At 59.3% G+C, this 17682-nt stretch carries 14 protein-coding genes, 2 tRNA genes and 3 rRNA genes; 9 read left to right on the forward strand and 10 right to left on the reverse strand.

The window, feature by feature from the left end:
- Positions 1-17: 17 nt before the first annotated feature.
- Complete coding sequence (locus ACR9ZC_RS04010) at positions 18-347, reverse strand: hypothetical protein (protein ID WP_481579713.1); 330 nt, start codon at positions 345-347, stop codon at positions 18-20.
- Positions 348-558: 211 nt separating this feature from the next.
- Here ACR9ZC_RS04010 and ACR9ZC_RS04015 point away from each other — a divergent pair, with 211 nt between their 5' ends.
- Complete coding sequence (locus tag ACR9ZC_RS04015) at positions 559-1725, forward strand: metallophosphoesterase (protein WP_481579714.1); 1167 nt, start codon at positions 559-561, stop codon at positions 1723-1725.
- A 76-nt stretch (positions 1726-1801) separates the two neighbouring features.
- Here the strand turns inward: ACR9ZC_RS04015 and ACR9ZC_RS04020 are convergent, their stop codons facing one another.
- Positions 1802-2248 (reverse strand): hypothetical protein, encoded by a 447-nt coding sequence (locus ACR9ZC_RS04020; protein ID WP_481579223.1) that lies wholly within the window; start codon positions 2246-2248, stop codon positions 1802-1804.
- Between the two features lie 58 nt (positions 2249-2306).
- Positions 2307-2789: a hypothetical protein gene (locus tag ACR9ZC_RS04025; protein WP_481579224.1), complete on the reverse strand. Its 483-nt coding sequence runs from the start codon at positions 2787-2789 to the stop codon at positions 2307-2309.
- Positions 2790-2925: 136 nt separating this feature from the next.
- On the opposite strand from ACR9ZC_RS04025, the gene ACR9ZC_RS04030 reads away from it, so the two are divergent.
- Positions 2926-3183: a hypothetical protein gene (locus ACR9ZC_RS04030; protein ID WP_481579225.1), complete on the forward strand. Its 258-nt coding sequence runs from the start codon at positions 2926-2928 to the stop codon at positions 3181-3183.
- Positions 3184-3271: 88 nt separating this feature from the next.
- A complete protein-coding gene (locus ACR9ZC_RS04035) occupies positions 3272-3442 on the forward strand; it encodes a hypothetical protein (protein WP_481579226.1) in 171 nt (56 codons plus the stop codon).
- A gap of 219 nt (positions 3443-3661) precedes the next feature.
- On the opposite strand, the gene rrf is transcribed toward ACR9ZC_RS04035, so the two are convergent.
- The 5 genes from rrf to ACR9ZC_RS04060 form a co-directional block, all read right to left on the reverse strand.
- Positions 3662-3775, reverse strand: a 5S ribosomal RNA gene (rrf, locus tag ACR9ZC_RS04040).
- Between the two features lie 146 nt (positions 3776-3921).
- Positions 3922-7002, reverse strand: a 23S ribosomal RNA gene (locus ACR9ZC_RS04045).
- A gap of 354 nt (positions 7003-7356) precedes the next feature.
- Positions 7357-7432: transfer RNA gene (locus ACR9ZC_RS04050), tRNA-Ala, on the reverse strand.
- 51 nt (positions 7433-7483) lie between these two features.
- Positions 7484-7560, reverse strand: a tRNA-Ile gene (locus ACR9ZC_RS04055).
- 63 nt (positions 7561-7623) lie between these two features.
- Positions 7624-9156 (reverse strand): 16S ribosomal RNA (locus ACR9ZC_RS04060).
- The 16S, 23S and 5S rRNA genes sit together here with 2 tRNA genes alongside, the layout of an rRNA operon.
- A 551-nt stretch (positions 9157-9707) precedes the next feature.
- Here ACR9ZC_RS04060 and ACR9ZC_RS04065 point away from each other — a divergent pair.
- Positions 9708-10631 carry a glutaminase gene (locus ACR9ZC_RS04065; protein WP_481579227.1) on the forward strand — a complete coding sequence of 308 codons (924 nt, stop codon included), beginning with the start codon at positions 9708-9710 and terminating at the stop codon, positions 10629-10631.
- Between the two features lie 31 nt (positions 10632-10662).
- Here ACR9ZC_RS04065 and ACR9ZC_RS04070 read toward each other — a convergent pair whose 3' ends face one another.
- Positions 10663-11457: a hypothetical protein gene (locus tag ACR9ZC_RS04070; protein ID WP_481579228.1), complete on the reverse strand. Its 795-nt coding sequence runs from the start codon at positions 11455-11457 to the stop codon at positions 10663-10665.
- 155 nt (positions 11458-11612) lie between these two features.
- Between ACR9ZC_RS04070 and ACR9ZC_RS04075 the strand changes: the two genes are divergently transcribed.
- The 4 genes from ACR9ZC_RS04075 to ACR9ZC_RS04090 all read left to right on the forward strand — a co-directional run bounded on the left by ACR9ZC_RS04075 (position 11613) and on the right by ACR9ZC_RS04090 (position 16775).
- Positions 11613-12770 (forward strand): hypothetical protein, encoded by a 1158-nt coding sequence (locus ACR9ZC_RS04075; RefSeq protein ID WP_481579229.1) that lies wholly within the window; start codon positions 11613-11615, stop codon positions 12768-12770.
- A 240-nt stretch (positions 12771-13010) separates the two neighbouring features.
- Positions 13011-14528, forward strand: a complete 1518-nt coding sequence (locus tag ACR9ZC_RS04080; RefSeq protein ID WP_481579230.1) for an NfeD family protein — start codon at positions 13011-13013, stop codon at positions 14526-14528.
- Positions 14528-15283 (forward strand): slipin family protein, encoded by a 756-nt coding sequence (locus ACR9ZC_RS04085; protein WP_440559113.1) that lies wholly within the window; start codon positions 14528-14530, stop codon positions 15281-15283. The genes ACR9ZC_RS04080 and ACR9ZC_RS04085 overlap by 1 nt, the downstream gene beginning before the upstream one ends.
- Before the next feature lie 190 nt (positions 15284-15473).
- A complete protein-coding gene (locus tag ACR9ZC_RS04090; protein ID WP_481579715.1) occupies positions 15474-16775 on the forward strand; it encodes an NCS2 family permease in 1302 nt (433 codons plus the stop codon).
- A gap of 54 nt (positions 16776-16829) precedes the next feature.
- Here ACR9ZC_RS04090 and ACR9ZC_RS04095 read toward each other — a convergent pair whose 3' ends face one another.
- Entirely contained in the window at positions 16830-17120 is a 291-nt protein-coding gene (locus ACR9ZC_RS04095; protein ID WP_331572881.1) for a DUF1488 family protein, read from the reverse strand.
- 259 nt (positions 17121-17379) lie between these two features.
- Here ACR9ZC_RS04095 and ACR9ZC_RS04100 point away from each other — a divergent pair, with 259 nt between their 5' ends.
- On the forward strand, positions 17380-17679 hold the full coding sequence (locus tag ACR9ZC_RS04100; protein WP_481579231.1) for a 2Fe-2S iron-sulfur cluster-binding protein: 300 nt from the start codon (positions 17380-17382) through the stop codon (positions 17677-17679).
- Positions 17680-17682: the final 3 nt, after the last annotated feature.

A 17682-nucleotide genomic window follows, 5' to 3' on the forward strand; every position in this document is an offset into this window, starting at 1 on the left:
CATGCCACAGCGGTGTATTACGGCGCAATCAGCACCGCGAGATAGAAGACGATCGCGCCGATCAACGCTCCGACGAAGCAAAAGCGCTCGCTTTCGGCATCCGTTCCGGAGCGCAGCCAAGCCCCGGCGACTCCGAAAAGCCCCGCAATCCCCAGGGCCACGAATACCATCGCCACATCGAACAGGGTCGTGCGCGCGATTTCGAGCAAATCGATGCGGCGCACAAGGTAATACACGCCTAACGCCATCAGGGAGAGCACCACGAGCGGCAGCATGACATGGCTGCCTTCGTACCCGATATGATGCCGCTGGCTCGACTGTAGATGAAGCCATTTCATCGTCTTCATCATTCTCCTCCCCTGTCGGTAGCGCCCGATGGCGCAGGGCTCGAATCATGAAGTCATTGCATTAGATCGATTAGGAGAACAAACGATCCCGCCAAGTGCGCGATGTGCAACGCACAGCGTCGAAACCGGCCGAAGGCGTTCGATCGGCGCCGAGCAGATAATCCGGCAGGTCGGTAGAATGCGCAGCATTCCTGCGGAGGTTGCCCTTTCCATGCGCCGTTCCAGTTTTCTGATTCGAGTAATCGGTGTCGGCATCCTGCTGCATATCTACGTTGGTTCCAGACTCATTCCCGAGTGGCCGTTCGGCACGCCTGTAAAGGCAGCTGCGGTCGTCTGGCTCGTCTTGTCCTGCCTTCTGATACCTCTGGGCGTACTGGCGCGATATTTCGTGCAGCGCCAGCCGCTCGCCGATCGCCTGGCCTGGATCGGATTGCTCGTAATGGGATTTTTTTCGTCGCTGCTTGTCATCACGTTTGTGCGCGATTTGTCGATTGCATCTCTGCTGACGATCGATTCGCTGCTGCCGCGCACCGTCTCGCTCGATCGATGGCGCGTCGATTCGGCAGTGGGCGTGCCTCTGCTGGCAATGATCTCGACGGCGATCGGGTTCATCAATGCGCGACGCAGGGCGAAGGTAGCGAACGTCGATATACCGATCGCCGACTTGCCGCCCGAGTTGGATGGGTTAACCATCGTTCAGATCAGCGATATACACGTTGGCCCGACGATCAAACAATCGTACGTCGACGCTATCGTCACCGAAGTGAACCGGCTGCAAGCCGATGTCATCGCTGTAACGGGAGATGTTGTCGACGGCAGCGTGGTGCAGCTCGGCGAACATACGCGGCCACTCGGCCGTTTAAAGGCCCGGCATGGCGCTTTTCTGGTAACTGGCAACCACGAATATTATTCGGGTGCCGACGAATGGATCGCCGAGTTCCGACGGCTGGGTCTACGCGTACTGATGAACGAGCATGTTGTGGTCGAGCACAACGGTGCGTCGTTTGTCATGGCAGGCGTCACTGACTACTCGGCCGGCAATTTCAACGACTCGCATCGCAGCGATCCTGCCGGGGCAGTCAGGCACGCACCCGATGAAGCGCGTGTCCGCATACTGCTCGCACACCAGCCGCGGACTGCACTCGCAGCTGTCGAGGCGGGCTATACGTTGCAGCTTTCCGGCCATACCCATGGAGGACAGTTTTTCCCGTGGAACTTCTTCGTCCGATTTCAGCAGCCTTTTACGGCCGGTTTGGCACGAATCGACGATTTATGGATTTACACGAGCCGGGGCACGGGATACTGGGGCCCGCCGAAGCGTCTGGGTGCGCCGTCCGAGATCACGCGCATCCGGTTGGTGGCAGCACAGCCGGCATAGCGAGGAGTACTGCCATTGGTAGGGATGCATGGTTCGCCGTTGCGGCTGACCGGCAGCATTCCCAAAGTCCTGGAAATTAAATGAATCGCGCGGGGCCGCTCGGCGCCTCAGGCGCAACTTCGGGTGATGATCGAAACGCGGCAAGCACTGAGAAACATACCCCCGAACTGGCGGGCAGCACATCTTCTTCAATGTCGTCGACGTTCGACAAGCTAGCTTCATATTCGTCGCTCGTAAGCCTCGCCACAGACACCCCGAAGGCGACATTTTCGTCGCCACCGCCCGAAGCACTGGGGCGCTTACCGAGTGTGATGCATTCGGTTTTGGAGCGGATCGCCGCCTCGGCCGCCCGCGACAGCAGGGCTGCGATGTCGCCAGTGACGCCGCCGGTTGCGTTCATGATGCCGTTGACGATAGCTCTGTTATCGGCGATCCGAGAGGCTTTGCGCAACGGAAGTTGTCGTTCGAAGCCGGCCAGAAAACTGCGTAAGTCCTCGCTCTCGCGCCAGCGTGGCAGTTCCATGCGTTTTAACGGCTTCCCTCAACATCTCGCACTGGCGCGTTTCAGCGAAGCGATCCGCTCATCGATCCACGCCCCGACGGTAGCTGACCTGCCCGTCGTCCTGAATCTCTGCCGAGAGGTATTGAGAATATTTGGCATATGCCCCGGCGGAGGGCGGGCCTGATCCATAGGGCACGTCCATACCCTGCAGCATGGCTTCCATGGCTTCCCGCTGCTGCATGCCAGCGTGCGAAGTGCTGTCGCCACCGGTCACATACGCATCGACCTCGTAGCCTTCCGAACGCAGTGAGTTGATTTTCCGGGCGACGTCCAACCCTGGCTTGCGCACACCGGGCAGCAAATGGAACACGGAGGCCGAAGAGGAGATGACACTGCCATCAGAGCCCCGGCGTACTCCTCCGACGGCGACGCCGGTGCATAGATCCAGCCCGGTAGTCCTCAGCGATTGACCGCGCCCGGAGATGGTTTGCGATTCAACACCCTGGGCAGAGAAGTCGACCCGATTGGAAGACGACGACGCGCGTTGGCTTGTCGTCGGCACTGGCCGTGAACGCCCGGTGTGTCGGCCCAACTCTTCATAGTGCGAGCCCAACCCGAGGCTCTCCCCCGGAGCACGCGACGTGCGGCGGCTCGCGGCCGAATAGCTCGACCCATCCGAGCTGACAGATGCCTCGCTCATGTCGCTGAGTACCGAAGCAGCCGATGCCATCGATGCCGTATCGCGGGGCGTCACCGTACGGTTCGACGGCGCCGACGCGCTGCTGCGGCCGCTCTGGCGCGAGGAGGACCCGAGTGCCCATGACGACAGATTGTCGATGAGGCTCGAAATACCGCTGCGCCGGCTTCGTGTCGATCGTTCCTCCCTCGGGGATGTCGCCGGCGCGCTCGGCGAACTCGAAGGGGCTCCGCTCCATTCGCTGCCGCCGCTGCGGTAGATTCGACTCACTGCTTCTGCTCCTCTTGCAAACGCGGCCGGCTGCCGCGCAATCGGGGAATTGGCGTTCTGAAAACGAGATTGGATTCTTGATCACGCGCTTCGGTGTGGCCGCGTCCCGACGCGAAAAAATGGCGAAAAATGTGCGAGGTACCGCAAAGCTCACCGACGCTACTCCTATTTCGCCAAGTCATACATGGTTTCGGTTCGAGCTCGATATCAAGAATGCCGAGACATCGATCATCGGGCCGGCGCTGTGAACGGCGGTTGAAAACCGACAATAAACGGCGGCGTCACAGTGCGGCGGCGCCACGTGTGAATGGTCAAGGCTGCAGAAGGGGCGGGCTTCCCGATGCCAGCGACCGCGGTCGGGCGCCCAAAGCAAAAACCCCCGGTCTGCTTGTCGCGAGCCGGGGGTTTTATGCACGTTGCGTAGGTCAGAGTAGGCACTGAGGTGCGCACTCTGCCTGGCAGAGGGAGCCTGACGATTACCTACTTTCACACGGGCAATCCGCACTATCATCGGCGTGGAGTCGTTTCACGGTCCTGTTCGGGATGGGAAGGGGTGGGGCCGACTCGCTATGGTCATCAGGCATGACTTGTTGCTGTGCGGCTTGGGCTGCACAGCCAATCTGGGAAGAAGTGGGGGTGTAATGGGGGGTAGTGACGTATCGCTAGTGAGGAGTTCACTAGGGCAAGGCGCGGATCACAACCTGGGCATATAAAACGCTCCGGTTATAGGATCAAGCCGTACGGGCAATTAGTATCGGTTAGCTGAACGCATTACTGCGTGTACACACCCGACCTATCAACGTCCTGGTCTCGAACGACCCTTCAAGGGGATCAAGTCCCCGGGGATATCTCATCTTAAGGCGAGTTTCCCGCTTAGATGCTTTCAGCGGTTATCTCTTCCGAACATAGCTACCCGGCGATGCCACTGGCGTGACAACCGGTACACCAGAGGTTCGTCCACTCCGGTCCTCTCGTACTAGGAGCAGCCCCCTTCAAATATCCAACGCCCACGGCAGATAGGGACCAAACTGTCTCACGACGTTTTAAACCCAGCTCACGTACCTCTTTAAATGGCGAACAGCCATACCCTTGGGACCGGCTACAGCCCCAGGATGAGATGAGCCGACATCGAGGTGCCAAACACCGCCGTCGATATGAACTCTTGGGCGGTATCAGCCTGTTATCCCCAGAGTACCTTTTATCCGTTGAGCGATGGCCCTTCCATACAGAACCACCGGATCACTATGACCTGCTTTCGCACCTGCTCGACTTGTCGGTCTCGCAGTTAAGCACGCTTATGCCATTGCACTATCAGCACGATTTCCGACCGTACCTAGCGTACCTTCGTACTCCTCCGTTACGCTTTGGGAGGAGACCGCCCCAGTCAAACTGCCTACCATGCACTGTCCCCGAGCCCGATTCAGGGCCCAAGGTTAGAACCTCAAACAAACCAGGGTGGTATTTCAAGGACGGCTCCAGCAAGACTAGCGTCCTGCTTTCATAGCCTCCCACCTATCCTACACAGATCGGTTCAAAGTCCAATGCAAAGCTACAGTAAAGGTTCATGGGGTCTTTCCGTCTAGCCGCGGGGAGATTGCATCATCACAAACACTTCAACTTCGCTGAGTCTCGGGAGGAGACAGTGTGGCCATCGTTACGCCATTCGTGCAGGTCGGAACTTACCCGACAAGGAATTTCGCTACCTTAGGACCGTTATAGTTACGGCCGCCGTTTACCGGGACTTCAATCAAGAGCTTGCACCCCATCATTTAATCTTCCGGCACCGGGCAGGCGTCACACCCTATACGTCCACTTTCGTGTTTGCAGAGTGCTGTGTTTTTATTAAACAGTCGCAGCCACCAGTTTATTGCAACCCCTTCACCCTTCTGGCGCAAGCCAGTCAAGCTACCAGGGCGTACCTTATCCCGAAGTTACGGTACCAATTTGCCGAGTTCCTTCTCCCGAGTTCTCTCAAGCGCCTTAGAATACTCATCTCGCCCACCTGTGTCGGTTTGCGGTACGGTCATCATGAGACTGAAGCTTAGAGGCTTTTCTTGGGACCCCTTCCGATTGCTTCGCAGCTTAAAGCCGCTCGCGCCACACCCTTGAATTACGCGCCCGGATTTGCCTAAGCGCCTTCTCCAATGCAGCGACCGGGACGTCCAACACCCGGACAACCTTCCGCGATCCGTCCCCCCATCGCATCTCACAATGGTGCAGGAATATTGACCTGCTTCCCATCAGCTACGCATTTCTGCCTCGCCTTAGGGGCCGACTCACCCTACGCCGATGAACGTTGCGTAGGAAACCTTGGGCTTACGGCGAGGGGGCCTTTCACCCCCTTTATCGCTACTCATGTCAGCATTCGCACTTCTGATACCTCCAGCATCCCTTCCGAGACACCTTCGCAGGCTTACAGAACGCTCTCCTACCATGCGTGTACTCCTTCAAATCCACCTTGCATTACACCCAACGATCATTGTTGAGCGCTTTGTCGCCACTGACGTGGCGACAAGCTTGGTGCACTTGAAGGAGTACACGCATCCGCAGCTTCGGTATATGGCTTAGCCCCGTTACATCTTCCGCGCAGGACGACTCGATCAGTGAGCTATTACGCTTTCTTTAAAGGGTGGCTGCTTCTAAGCCAACCTCCTGACTGTTTTAGCCTTCCCACTTCGTTTCCCACTTAGCCATATTTAGGGACCTTAGCTGGCGGTCTGGGTTGTTTCCCTCTTGACACCGGACGTTAGCACCCGATGTCTGTCTCCCGTGATTGCACTCTTCGGTATTCGGAGTTTGCTATGGCGAAGTAATCCGCAATGGACCCTTCAACCATGACAGTGCTCTACCCCCGAAGGTGATACACGAGGCACTACCTAAATAGTTTTCGGAGAGAACCAGCTATTTCCAGATTTGTTTAGCCTTTCACCCCTATCCACAGCTCATCCCCTAACTTTTCAACGTTAGTGGGTTCGGTCCTCCAGTACGTGTTACCGCACCTTCAACCTGGCCATGGATAGATCATCTGGTTTCGGGTCTACGCCCAGCAACTGAACGCCCTATTCGGACTCGCTTTCGCTACGCCTGCCCTAATCGGTTAAGCTTGCTACTGAACGTAAGTCGCTGACCCATTATACAAAAGGTACGCCGTCACCCCGCTTTAAGCGCTCTCGCGCTTAAATCCACTTTAAGCGCACAGCTTGCTATTTCAAGCTTGAGCGTCTTTTGACGCATTCATTTCATGAATGCGCCGAAAGCGCTTAAAGCGGGGCTCCGACTGTTTGTATGCATGCGGTTTCAGGATCTATTTCACTCCCCTCCCGGGGTTCTTTTCGCCTTTCCCTCACGGTACTGGTTCACTATCGGTCGATCACGAGTATTTAGCCTTGGAGGATGGTCCCCCCATCTTCAGACAGGATTTCACGTGTCCCGCCCTACTTGTCGTACGCCTAGTCCCACCACACTGTTTTCGCTTACGGGGCTATCACCCGCTATGGCCGCACTTTCCAGAGCGTTCAGCTAACAGCACAGCTAACTCGTACAGGCTCTTCCCATTTCGCTCGCCACTACTCTGGGAATCTCGGTTGATTTCTGTTCCTGCGGTTACTTAGATGTTTCAGTTCACCGCGTTCGCCTCTCGTAGCCTATGTATTCAGCTACGGATACTCCATACGGAGTGGGTTTCCCCATTCGGACATCCCCGGATCAAAGCTCGTTTGCCAGCTCCCCGGGGCTTTTCGCAGGCTACCGCGTCCTTCATCGCCTGTGATCGCCAAGGCATCCACCACATGCACTTGTTCGCTTGACCCTATAACGAGAGCGTCTCATCCCTTACGGGGCTCGACACACATCGTTACAGGTTTGAGTTCTCGCGTTTGCCGTATTCCAAGTGAACTTTCGATCACTTTTCATACTGATACAATCACTACCCTGATATCTTCCACGTCCATCTCATAGACGCTTCCAATATCCATTACTACTTCTTCCAGATTGTTAAAGATCGACAGTCGATAACTACATCGCACTGACTGGCTCAATCGCCAATGACAAATATTCGACTCGCGCGAGAACCTTGCCGCTCTCGCTCAAACACTTCCCATTGATGATTCCCCCTTCGGGGATCGCCCCCTCGTAAGCGCTAAAGCGCCAACGAGGGCGGGGATGGTGGAGGCAGACGGGATCGAACCGACGACCCCCTGCTTGCAAAGCAGGTGCTCTCCCAGCTGAGCTATGCCCCCAGGCACAGACTTATCGGACTCGGGTTCATGCTTCAGCCACACCGCAGACAATGGTGGGTCTGGTTGGATTCGAACCAACGACCCCCGCCTTATCAAGACGGTGCTCTAACCGACTGAGCTACAGACCCCTGAGTCTGTCAATCTTCACAGCCGATAAGCGTGAGCACTTAAGCTTTGAGCACTAGCTCGAGAAAGGAGGTGATCCAGCCGCACCTTCCGATACGGCTACCTTGTTACGACTTCACCCCAGTCATGAATCCTACCGTGGTGACCGTCCTCCTTGCGGTTAGACTAGCCACTTCTGGTAAAACCCACTCCCATGGTGTGACGGGCGGTGTGTACAAGACCCGGGAACGTATTCACCGCGGCATGCTGATCCGCGATTACTAGCGATTCCAGCTTCATGCACTCGAGTTGCAGAGTGCAATCCGGACTACGATCGGTTTTCTGGGATTAGCTCCCCCTCGCGGGTTGGCAACCCTCTGTTCCGACCATTGTATGACGTGTGAAGCCCTACCCATAAGGGCCATGAGGACTTGACGTCATCCCCACCTTCCTCCGGTTTGTCACCGGCAGTCTCCTTAGAGTGCTCTTGCGTAGCAACTAAGGACAAGGGTTGCGCTCGTTGCGGGACTTAACCCAACATCTCACGACACGAGCTGACGACAGCCATGCAGCACCTGTGCGACGGTTCTCTTTCGAGCACGACCACCTCTCAGCGGCCTTCCGTCCATGTCAAGGGTAGGTAAGGTTTTTCGCGTTGCATCGAATTAATCCACATCATCCACCGCTTGTGCGGGTCCCCGTCAATTCCTTTGAGTTTTAATCTTGCGACCGTACTCCCCAGGCGGTCAACTTCACGCGTTAGCTACGTTACTAAGGAAATGAATCCCCAACAACTAGTTGACATCGTTTAGGGCGTGGACTACCAGGGTATCTAATCCTGTTTGCTCCCCACGCTTTCGTGCATGAGCGTCAGTATTGGCCCAGGGGGCTGCCTTCGCCATCGGTATTCCTCCACATCTCTACGCATTTCACTGCTACACGTGGAATTCTACCCCCCTCTGCCATACTCTAGCCTGCCAGTCACCAATGCAGTTCCCAGGTTAAGCCCGGGGATTTCACATCGGTCTTAGCAAACCGCCTGCGCACGCTTTACGCCCAGTAATTCCGATTAACGCTCGCACCCTACGTATTACCGCGGCTGCTGGCACGTAGTTAGCCGGTGCTTATTCTTCCGGTACCGTCATCCCCCCATCGTATTAGGACGAGAGTTTTCTTTCCGGACAAAAGTGCTTTACAACCCGAAGGCCTTCTTCACACACGCGGCATTGCTGGATCAGGGTTGCCCCCATTGTCCAAAATTCCCCACTGCTGCCTCCCGTAGGAGTCTGGGCCGTGTCTCAGTCCCAGTGTGGCTGGTCGTCCTCTCAGACCAGCTACGGATCGTCGCCTTGGTAGGCCTTTACCCCACCAACTAGCTAATCCGCCATCGGCCGCCCCTTGAGCGCGAGGCCCTTGCGAGTCCCCCGCTTTCCTCCATAGAGCGTATGCGGTATTAATCCGGCTTTCGCCGGGCTATCCCCCACTCCAGGACACGTTCCGATGTATTACTCACCCGTTCGCCACTCGCCACCAGGGTTGCCCCCGTGCTGCCGTTCGACTTGCATGTGTAAGGCATGCCGCCAGCGTTCAATCTGAGCCAGGATCAAACTCTTCAGTTCAATACCTGTTACTGTTTTCGACTCTTTACGAGTCGGTCGCTCACTCAACGTACTGACGTGTTTTCGATTCCATCCATTGCTGGATAGCTCGAAACCTTCCTCAATACTGTGTGAGACTTGATACTTTCGCTTAGGCACGTCACTCCGAAGAGTCACGTGCCGCTCGCCGCATCAAGTGCCCACACTTATCGACTGTGAATTGTTAAAGATCGCGTCGCTCAACCGCTTGCCGTCATCACCACCCGGCTCACCGTCTTGCGTTGCTGCTTAAGCAGCAGAGAAGCGAGATTATGCAGCCCTTCTCGTACATCGTCAACTGGTTTTTTCTCGCTTCGCTTAAAACCCGTCGACCGCGGCACGCTGCAATCCTGCGCCTCTCAAAGAGGATGCGAATAGTAGGCCAAGCAGACTCGCATGACAAGCCCGTGAACCAAACTTTTTCAGCGCCCGCGCGCGGCCGCTACGACCGCCTCCAGTGGGACCGCACGCGCGGCAGACCTGCTGCGGTATCATCGCGGCCGCACTCACTGCTGCCTTCAGATGCGCCGTCAATGACCGAGCAGAACTATCAATCGATTCTCGAGCAGATTCATCGCGACATCGAACCTTGGCGCACCGCCGGGCGTGTTGCCAATTACATTCCCGAACTCGCCAGAGTGCCCGCTGAACGCTTCGGCATGGCTATCGTGACCGTTGGCGGGAACGTCTTCAGCATCGGCGACGCCAACGTACGCTTTTCCATTCAGAGCATCTCGAAGCTATTCGCCTGCACGCTCGCGTTCCAGTTGCTGGGCGACGCACTATGGGAACGCGTCGGCCGAGAGCCGTCGGGTACGGCATTCAATTCGCTCGTGCAACTCGAGACCGAACGCGGCAAACCGCGCAACCCGTTCATCAACGCCGGCGCACTCGTCGTCACGGACATCCTCTGCCGCCGCTTCGTCGGCGCGGAGACTGCACTCGTGCAATTTATGCGGCGGCTGACAGGCGCCACGGATATCGACTACGACCTGCGCGTCGCCCATTCCGAACTCGCGCACGCCGAACGCAACCGCGCGATGGCGCACTTCATCGCAAGCTTCGACAACCTGCAGATGCCGCCCGAAGTCGTCATCGACGCATATTGCCGCCAGTGCGCGATCGAGATGAATTGCGTCGAGCTCGCCAAGGCGGCGCTGTTTCTCGCCAACGGAGGTGTCGCCCCCGTGTCGGGCGAACGCATTCTCGACGAAAGCTCGACCAAGCGTCTGTCCGCACTGATGTTGACCTGCGGCACCTACGACGCAGCGGGCGACTTCGTTTATCGCGTCGGGCTGCCGGCGAAAAGCGGCGTCGGCGGTGGCATCGTCGCCGTGCTGCCTGGCGAAATGGCGGTGTGCGTGTGGTCGCCCGGGCTCGATGCCAATGGCAATTCACTCGCCGGCACGTTGTCCCTGGAATGGTTGACCACCCTGAGCAAGCGGTCCATCTTCTGAGGAGAGCGATCGCTCGGAACCTCGCTCGAACTCAATCGGTAGCAACGACGTTCGGTGCCGAACTCTTTGCTCGCGGCAGGGTTGCCAGTCGCCTGGTACCCCACTGCACGATCATGGCCAACAGTGACGCCTCCAAGAACGCGACAGCCGGATGCTGATGAGGCAACGAGAACGCAAGCAGCAAGCAAAAAGCCGCAAACGAGAATCTGCCGAGTACCATGCCTCGCAGCAGCGAAATCACAAAGTCTGGTCCATACGCGCGGTGCGATGAGACCGACAAGACGATTCCGAGCAGCGGAAAGACCGCGAGCAAACCGCTCCATGCGGCGCCCAGCCGACCAGACAAGGAAGTAACCAGCAGCGTGAGGACCGCGCCTGCAACCATCCGGCCGATCAAGTCGGAGCGCCCAAGCGATGCGCCTGCGGCGCTGGACGAACTGCGCGGCAAGAAGAACTGGCCGAAGCCCACAGCAGCGAGGGCTGCGGTGACGGCCCAGCCAGGCGATGCCGGCAGCATCGACAACCCGCACGCAGACATGAACCACGCAACCAGGCCGGCAGCTAACGCTATCGGCCACGAATGGGAGCGACAGCTCCACGCATAGGCGAAATTGAATGCTTCCGATGCGAGGATCGCAGAGAGGGAAAGCGTAGCAGCATGCGCGCCGAAGACAGGGCCATGCGTGAGTACAAGGATGAACAATATCGGCCCGGCGACAACGGGTAAGCCGGCTAACCATCCAGCAATCGATGGCCCCCACCACCTGCCCGACATTGAAACGATAGCCAAGAAGAACGGAACAAGCGTCAGTTTGAGCGCGAGCATGCCGGATCGAGCTGATTTAAAGCACGATCATACCTTTGCGAGCGCGAAGGGCTCGCTAAAAAAGCGATTTTCCTCTGACCGATATAGGCACGTCCGTTGCGGTTATCCCACCATCCGGATGCCGATAGGCCGTAGCCAACCGGGAGGAGGCAATCATGAGACAAACCGTCGTAGGCGTTTATGACGGCTATGCCGATGCGTGCGCGGCACAGCGTGCGCTGACTGAAGCCGGTCTATCCCAGGCCGACATTTCGATTTACGCGGCGTCGGTTGGCACGTCGTCCACGGGTGGCCCGCGCGTCTATGCTCCCGGGGGCACAGAGGTGCGCCGCGAAAAGCCGGTCTTCGATCAACTCGAACAATTGTTCTCCAGGCTGTTCAAGCCCGGCGAGTATCCACCCGAGACGGAAGATTATCGCGAAGTCATCCGGCGCGGCGGAGCGGTCGTCAGCGTCGATGTCCCGGAAGTGCAAACCGATCTCGCGTGCGACGTCATGCGCCGAACCGGTGCGAACGACATCGCGGAACGTGCCAAAGCGTGGCGCGATCGCCTGGACGAACAGTCCCGGCGGGCACAGGATGAAGAGCGCACGATGAGCAGCCGTGAAGAGCCGCCACTGGCATCTGCGCCGCAGCATTCACTCGGGCAGCAACAGCATCAATCGACGAATACGAGCGAAGCAAGCTCGGCCTCCCTCGACGATATGCCCGCCGCCGGCGGAACGCCGACGCCTCGTACTACACCCGCACCGTCTTCCGCATCGGCTCCAAATCCGAGCAGCCGCATGCAGCAAGTGTCGACGCGCACGGATGACGGCACGCTCCTTCGCACCAACGAATCCGCCGCGCAACCGGGGCTTTCCTCGGGCGTTCCAGGCGATGCTTCGGACGTCTTCGAGAGAGAGCCGCAGTCTGCTGGCACGGCTCGCGAGTCGGAAGACAATCCATCGGATTCCGATCGACGGCGCGACGAGGCGGTGAAGGCATCCGCGCCACAATACACCCCCGGTACCGGATACGCCGGCGACCCGGGCATGGACACGGCGTTCAGCGACGATAGTGCATACGATGAAGAATTCCGCCGTGACTATGACAGCCGTTATGCGAATGCGGACGCGCCCTACGATGACTATCGCCGCGCATATGTCCACGGCGTGTCGGTCGCGCAGGACGAACGAAATCGCGGACGGGATTGGTCTCAAGTGGAACCCCATGCACGCGAGCATTGGGAAACACGCTATCCGGAAAGCGCCTGGGAACGCTTCAAGGCCGCCGTCCGGCACGGATGGGAGCGGGTGACGGACAAGCGATAGCGCTCGCATCGCCTCTGCCAGAACAACGAGGAAGCGCCGGCCGAGCGGCGCTTCCTCGCCTTCCCTCCGCCCCTCTCTCCCAGCGTCAGCCGTATCGATCGACGTGTCGCTCCTCGGGCGCTACGTTTTCTTCGATACGTATCTACCGATTCCCCCTTACCCCTGCGTGCCGATTCATCCTAAGCTTTAGCCATCAGCGCGGCCTTTCGCCGCCGGCGGCGGCGTCTCGGAGGGCGCCGGATGAAAAAAATGGAGACCCGCCTGTTCCCGCAGCGTCACTGCTCGCCGTTTGCCTGCGCGCCCAGGCGCCGGGCGCGATTCGTTCCGATTCCGTTCGGCAGGGTAGTCGCCTTCCTTTCGGTGTGCCTCGCTTGCGCGCTCGCCGGTGCGCAAGCCAGCGCGAACGAAGTCGTCGTCGCGACGGTGGCAGGTGCCATTGGGCCGGCCAGTGCGGATTTCATCATGCGAGGCCTTGCCCGAGCGGCCCATGACCGGGCCGAACTCTTCGTCCTGGAGATGGATACCCCCGGTGGGCTCGATACGTCGATGCGGCAAATCATCAAGGCGATCCTGGCGTCGCCGGTGCCGGTCGCCGCGTACGTCGCCCCGAGCGGCGCACGCGCCGCGAGCGCGGGAACCTATATCGTCTATGCGAGCCATATCGCGGCAATGGCCCCCGGCACAAACCTTGGCGCCGCTACGCCGATCGAACTAGGTGTCGGCGGGAGCCCCGCATCGCCGCCCACGCCCGCCGCAGCGCCACGCGACCGTCCCAACGACGCGAATACCGAAGCCGCCTCCGCCGCCTCTACACCGTTGCCGTCCGATACGCGATCGACAGAAGCTCGCAAGCGCATGGCGGACGCTGTGGCCTATATCCGCGGCCTCGCGCAAATGCGCGGGCGCAACGCCGAATGGGCCGAACATGCGGTCCGCTATGCGGCAAGCCTGCCTGCCGGCGACGCCGCAACACAGCATGTCATCGATTTCATCGCGAACGACCTGCAAGACCTGCTTGCCAAGTCGAACGGTCGTACGGTGCAGACCTCGACCGGCGCTCACCGCCTCGACACATCGCATGCCAACCTCGTCATCCTCGAACCTGACTGGCGCAGCCGCTTGCTTGCCGTCATCACCGATCCGAACGTTGCGCTGATCTTGCTGACCATCGGGGTGTACGGTCTTTTCTTCGAATTCGCGAACCCAGGATTCGTATTGCCCGGCGTGGCGGGCGCAATTTCCCTGCTGATCGGACTCTTTGCGCTGCAACTGCTGCCGATCAACTACACCGGCCTGGCGCTCGTATTTCTCGGCATCGCCTTCCTGATCGCGGAGGCATTCCTGCCGACCTTCGGTGCGCTCGGCTTCGGCGGCATCGTCGCGTTCGCGGCCGGTGCACTCATGCTGATCGACACCGACGTCCCCGGTTACGGTATCCCGTTGCCGGTCATCGCCGCGCTCCTCACGGCAGGCATCGCGTTCGTCTTCCTCATGTCCCGGTTCGCGCTCAAGGCGAGACGCCGGCCCGTCGTAACGGGAGCGGAGGCAATGATCGGCAGCGTCGGCGAGGTGATCGACGACGGTCTGTCGCCGGCGCTCAGCGGATCGTCCGAGAGCGAAGGAATGGCAGGATGGGCGCGCGTACATGGCGAGCGCTGGCGCGTACGCGCACAGGCCGCCCTGCCCGCCGGCACGCGCGTGCGCGTCACGCGCCGCGACGGGCTCGTGTTGATCGTCGTCCCCACAGGAGAATCGTAATGATCGGATTTACCTTCGGCTTCACCAGTCTGCTCATTCTGTTCGCCATCGTTCTCGTTGCCTCGTCGATCCGGGTGTTTCGGGAATACGAACGGGGAGTTGTGTTCACGCTGGGCCGGTTCTGGAAAGTCAAAGGCCCCGGGCTCGTGCTGATCGCCCCGGTGATCCAGCAAGCCGTACGTATGGATTTGCGAACCATCGTCTTCGACGTGCCGCCGCAAGACGTCATCACGCGCGACAACGTGTCCGTCAAAGTCAATGCGGTCGTGTATTTCCGGGTCGTCGATCCCGAAAAGGCGGTCATTCAGGTGGCGCGCTTTTTCGAAGCGACGAGCCAGCTTGCGCAGACGACGCTGCGAGCCGTTCTCGGCAAGCACGAGCTCGACGAACTGCTGGCGGAACGAGAGCAATTGAACGCCGATATTCAAAAGACGCTCGATACGCAGACCGACGCATGGGGAATCAAGGTCTCGAACGTCGAAATCAAGCATGTCGATATCAACGAAACGATGATTCGCGCCATCGCGCGCCAGGCCGAAGCCGAACGCGAACGCCGCGCGAAGGTGATCCATGCGGACGGCGAACTGCAAGCGTCGGAAAAACTGTTGCAAGCCGCGCAGACGCTGGCTCGGCAGCCGCAGGCCATGCAATTGCGATATCTGCAAACACTCACTACAATCGCTGCCGACAAAAACTCCACTATCGTTTTCCCGCTCCCGATCGATGTCCTGGAGAGCCTGCTGAGCCGCCGCTGAGGCGCGCGACGCCTGATTTTCGGGGCATGTTCGATGCGCGAGCGATGGCGCGGCTCAAATAGTCGCTATTACGCCTGACAGCTGGCATCGGTATATCGGCTGTGTACAGTGGGACCCACCGCATTCGACGTCGGACCGCACCGCATCAGGAGACACACCGTCCATGGAACAAGTGAAAGCCTTCCCCTTGCTGGAATCGGCAAAACGGTATTTCGGCTTCGAGGAAGCCGGCACAAATCTGCGCACCGAATTGCTTGCCGGACTCACCACGTTTCTGACGATGGCTTACATCATCTTCGTCAATCCGGCCATTCTGGGCGATGCCGGCATGCCGAAGGAGTCGGTGTTCGTCGCAACCTGCCTCGTCGCGGCGCTGGCCACGCTCATCATGGGTCTCTATGCGAACTACCCGATCGCCTGCGCGCCGGGCATGGGCCTCAACGCCTATTTCGCCTATACCGTCGTGAAAGGCATGGGCTTCACCTGGCAAGCCGCGCTGGGAGCCGTTTTCATCTCCGGTTGCCTTTTTCTCGTCGTCACGCTCTTGCGTGTGCGCGAAATGATCGTGGACGGCATTCCGCACTCGATCCGTGCTGCCATTACAGGCGGCATCGGGCTGTTCCTTGCCATCATTTCGCTGAAAACGGCCGGCATCGTGGTCGGCAATGCCGCCACACTCGTAACGCTGGGCGATCTGCACAAGCCGCCCGTCATCCTCGCCACGATCGGCTTTTTCATGATCGTCACGCTGGACTTCCTGCGCGTGCGCGGTGCCATTCTCATCGGCATCCTCGCCGTGACGGTGCTGTCATTCTTCTTCGCCGGCAATCAGTTTCACGGCGTCGTTTCTCCGCCGCCCTCGATCGACGCGACACTCTTTCACCTCGATATTGCAGGTGCGCTGTCGACTGGCGTCATCAACGTCATTCTCGTTTTCTTTCTCGTGGAGTTGTTCGATGCCACCGGGACGCTGATGGGCGTTGCCAATCGGGCGGGGTTGCTCGTCGAGGGCAAGATGGATCGGCTCAATAAGGCGCTGCTGGCCGACAGCACCGCCATCGTCGCCGGCTCGGTGCTCGGCACCTCGTCCACCACCGCCTATATCGAAAGCGCATCGGGCGTGCAAGCCGGCGGACGGACGGGCGTCACGGCGATCACCGTCGCCGTGCTCTTTCTTGCCTGCCTTTTCATTGCGCCGCTGGCCGGCGTGGTGCCGGGCTACGCAACGGCGCCGGCGCTGCTCTATGTCTCGTGCCTGATGCTGCGCGAGCTCGTCGATCTGCCCTGGGACGATGCGACCGAGGTCGTTCCGGCCGCGTTGACCGCGCTGCTGATGCCGTTCACTTATTCCATCGCCAATGGCGTGGCATTCGGATTCATTTCCTATGCCGGACTGAAGCTATTCACGGGGCGCGCTCGCCAGGTGAAAGCCATCGTATGGATCATCGCGGCAGTCTTTCTGTTCCGATTCTTCTATCTCGGCTCGGAATGACAATGCGCGCGGCGCAGGCCGCGCGCATTCGGTGAATCGTCCGCCCCCCGCGCTTCAGGCGCGGGCGTTCGCTTCGTAAAAGCGTACGTAACCGCTTCTCAGGACCGCGCATTGGGCGCGCGTCTCGTAGAGCAACCGACGGGCTGCCGCTTCGATGCGCGCACGATGCGCGTCGAAGGCGCCGACCATGTCCTCCAGCCGCGGGGAGGCTGCGCCGAAATGGTCTTCCAGCGCCTCCGCCGTGATCTCGCATTGCACACGCTCCCCGTCGACCAGCGCTGGGAACGCCAGCGTCAACTCGCGTGCCGAGTATTCGGGAATTTCGTTCGGAAAACTGATCTGCATGGGATTCGCCTTTGCCATGACGAAAGCACCGAACCGCGCCGTGCGGGGATTGCTGCCTTCTTGAAGACAGCGCGGGCTACACGGCGGAAAATGACAGAATTCCGACCGTTGGATGTACTTTAGGCGTTTTGCGGCGACAAGCAAGTTTTCGCGAGCCGTGCTTGTCCCGCACCGCCTTGCGTTGTCTTCGTCGCTCGTCAGGTATGCTGCGCTGCAAAACTCATCTGCCGGCGCTCCGCCGCTCGCGCCCAAACCACTCATGTCCGACATTGCCCGCTACCCGTTGGTCCGCATCGAACCGCTCGGTCTGGAATTCGATGCGCCGGCGCACTTGACGCTCCTGGAGGCGGCTACCGCCGCCCGGCTCAGACTGCCGAGGTCGTGCCGCAACGGGGCATGTCGCACGTGTATGTGCCGCTTGGCGAGCGGCCGAGTCAGCTACCGCATCGAATGGCCAGGACTGACGAAGGAGGAAAAGGCTGAAGGCCTCGTATTGCCCTGTGTCGCGGTAGCCGAGACGGATCTCGTGTTGATGGTGCCGGATGCCGAAGCGCTTTGATCC

It is taken from the genome of Trinickia sp. HAY1-2D, assembly GCF_056754935.1.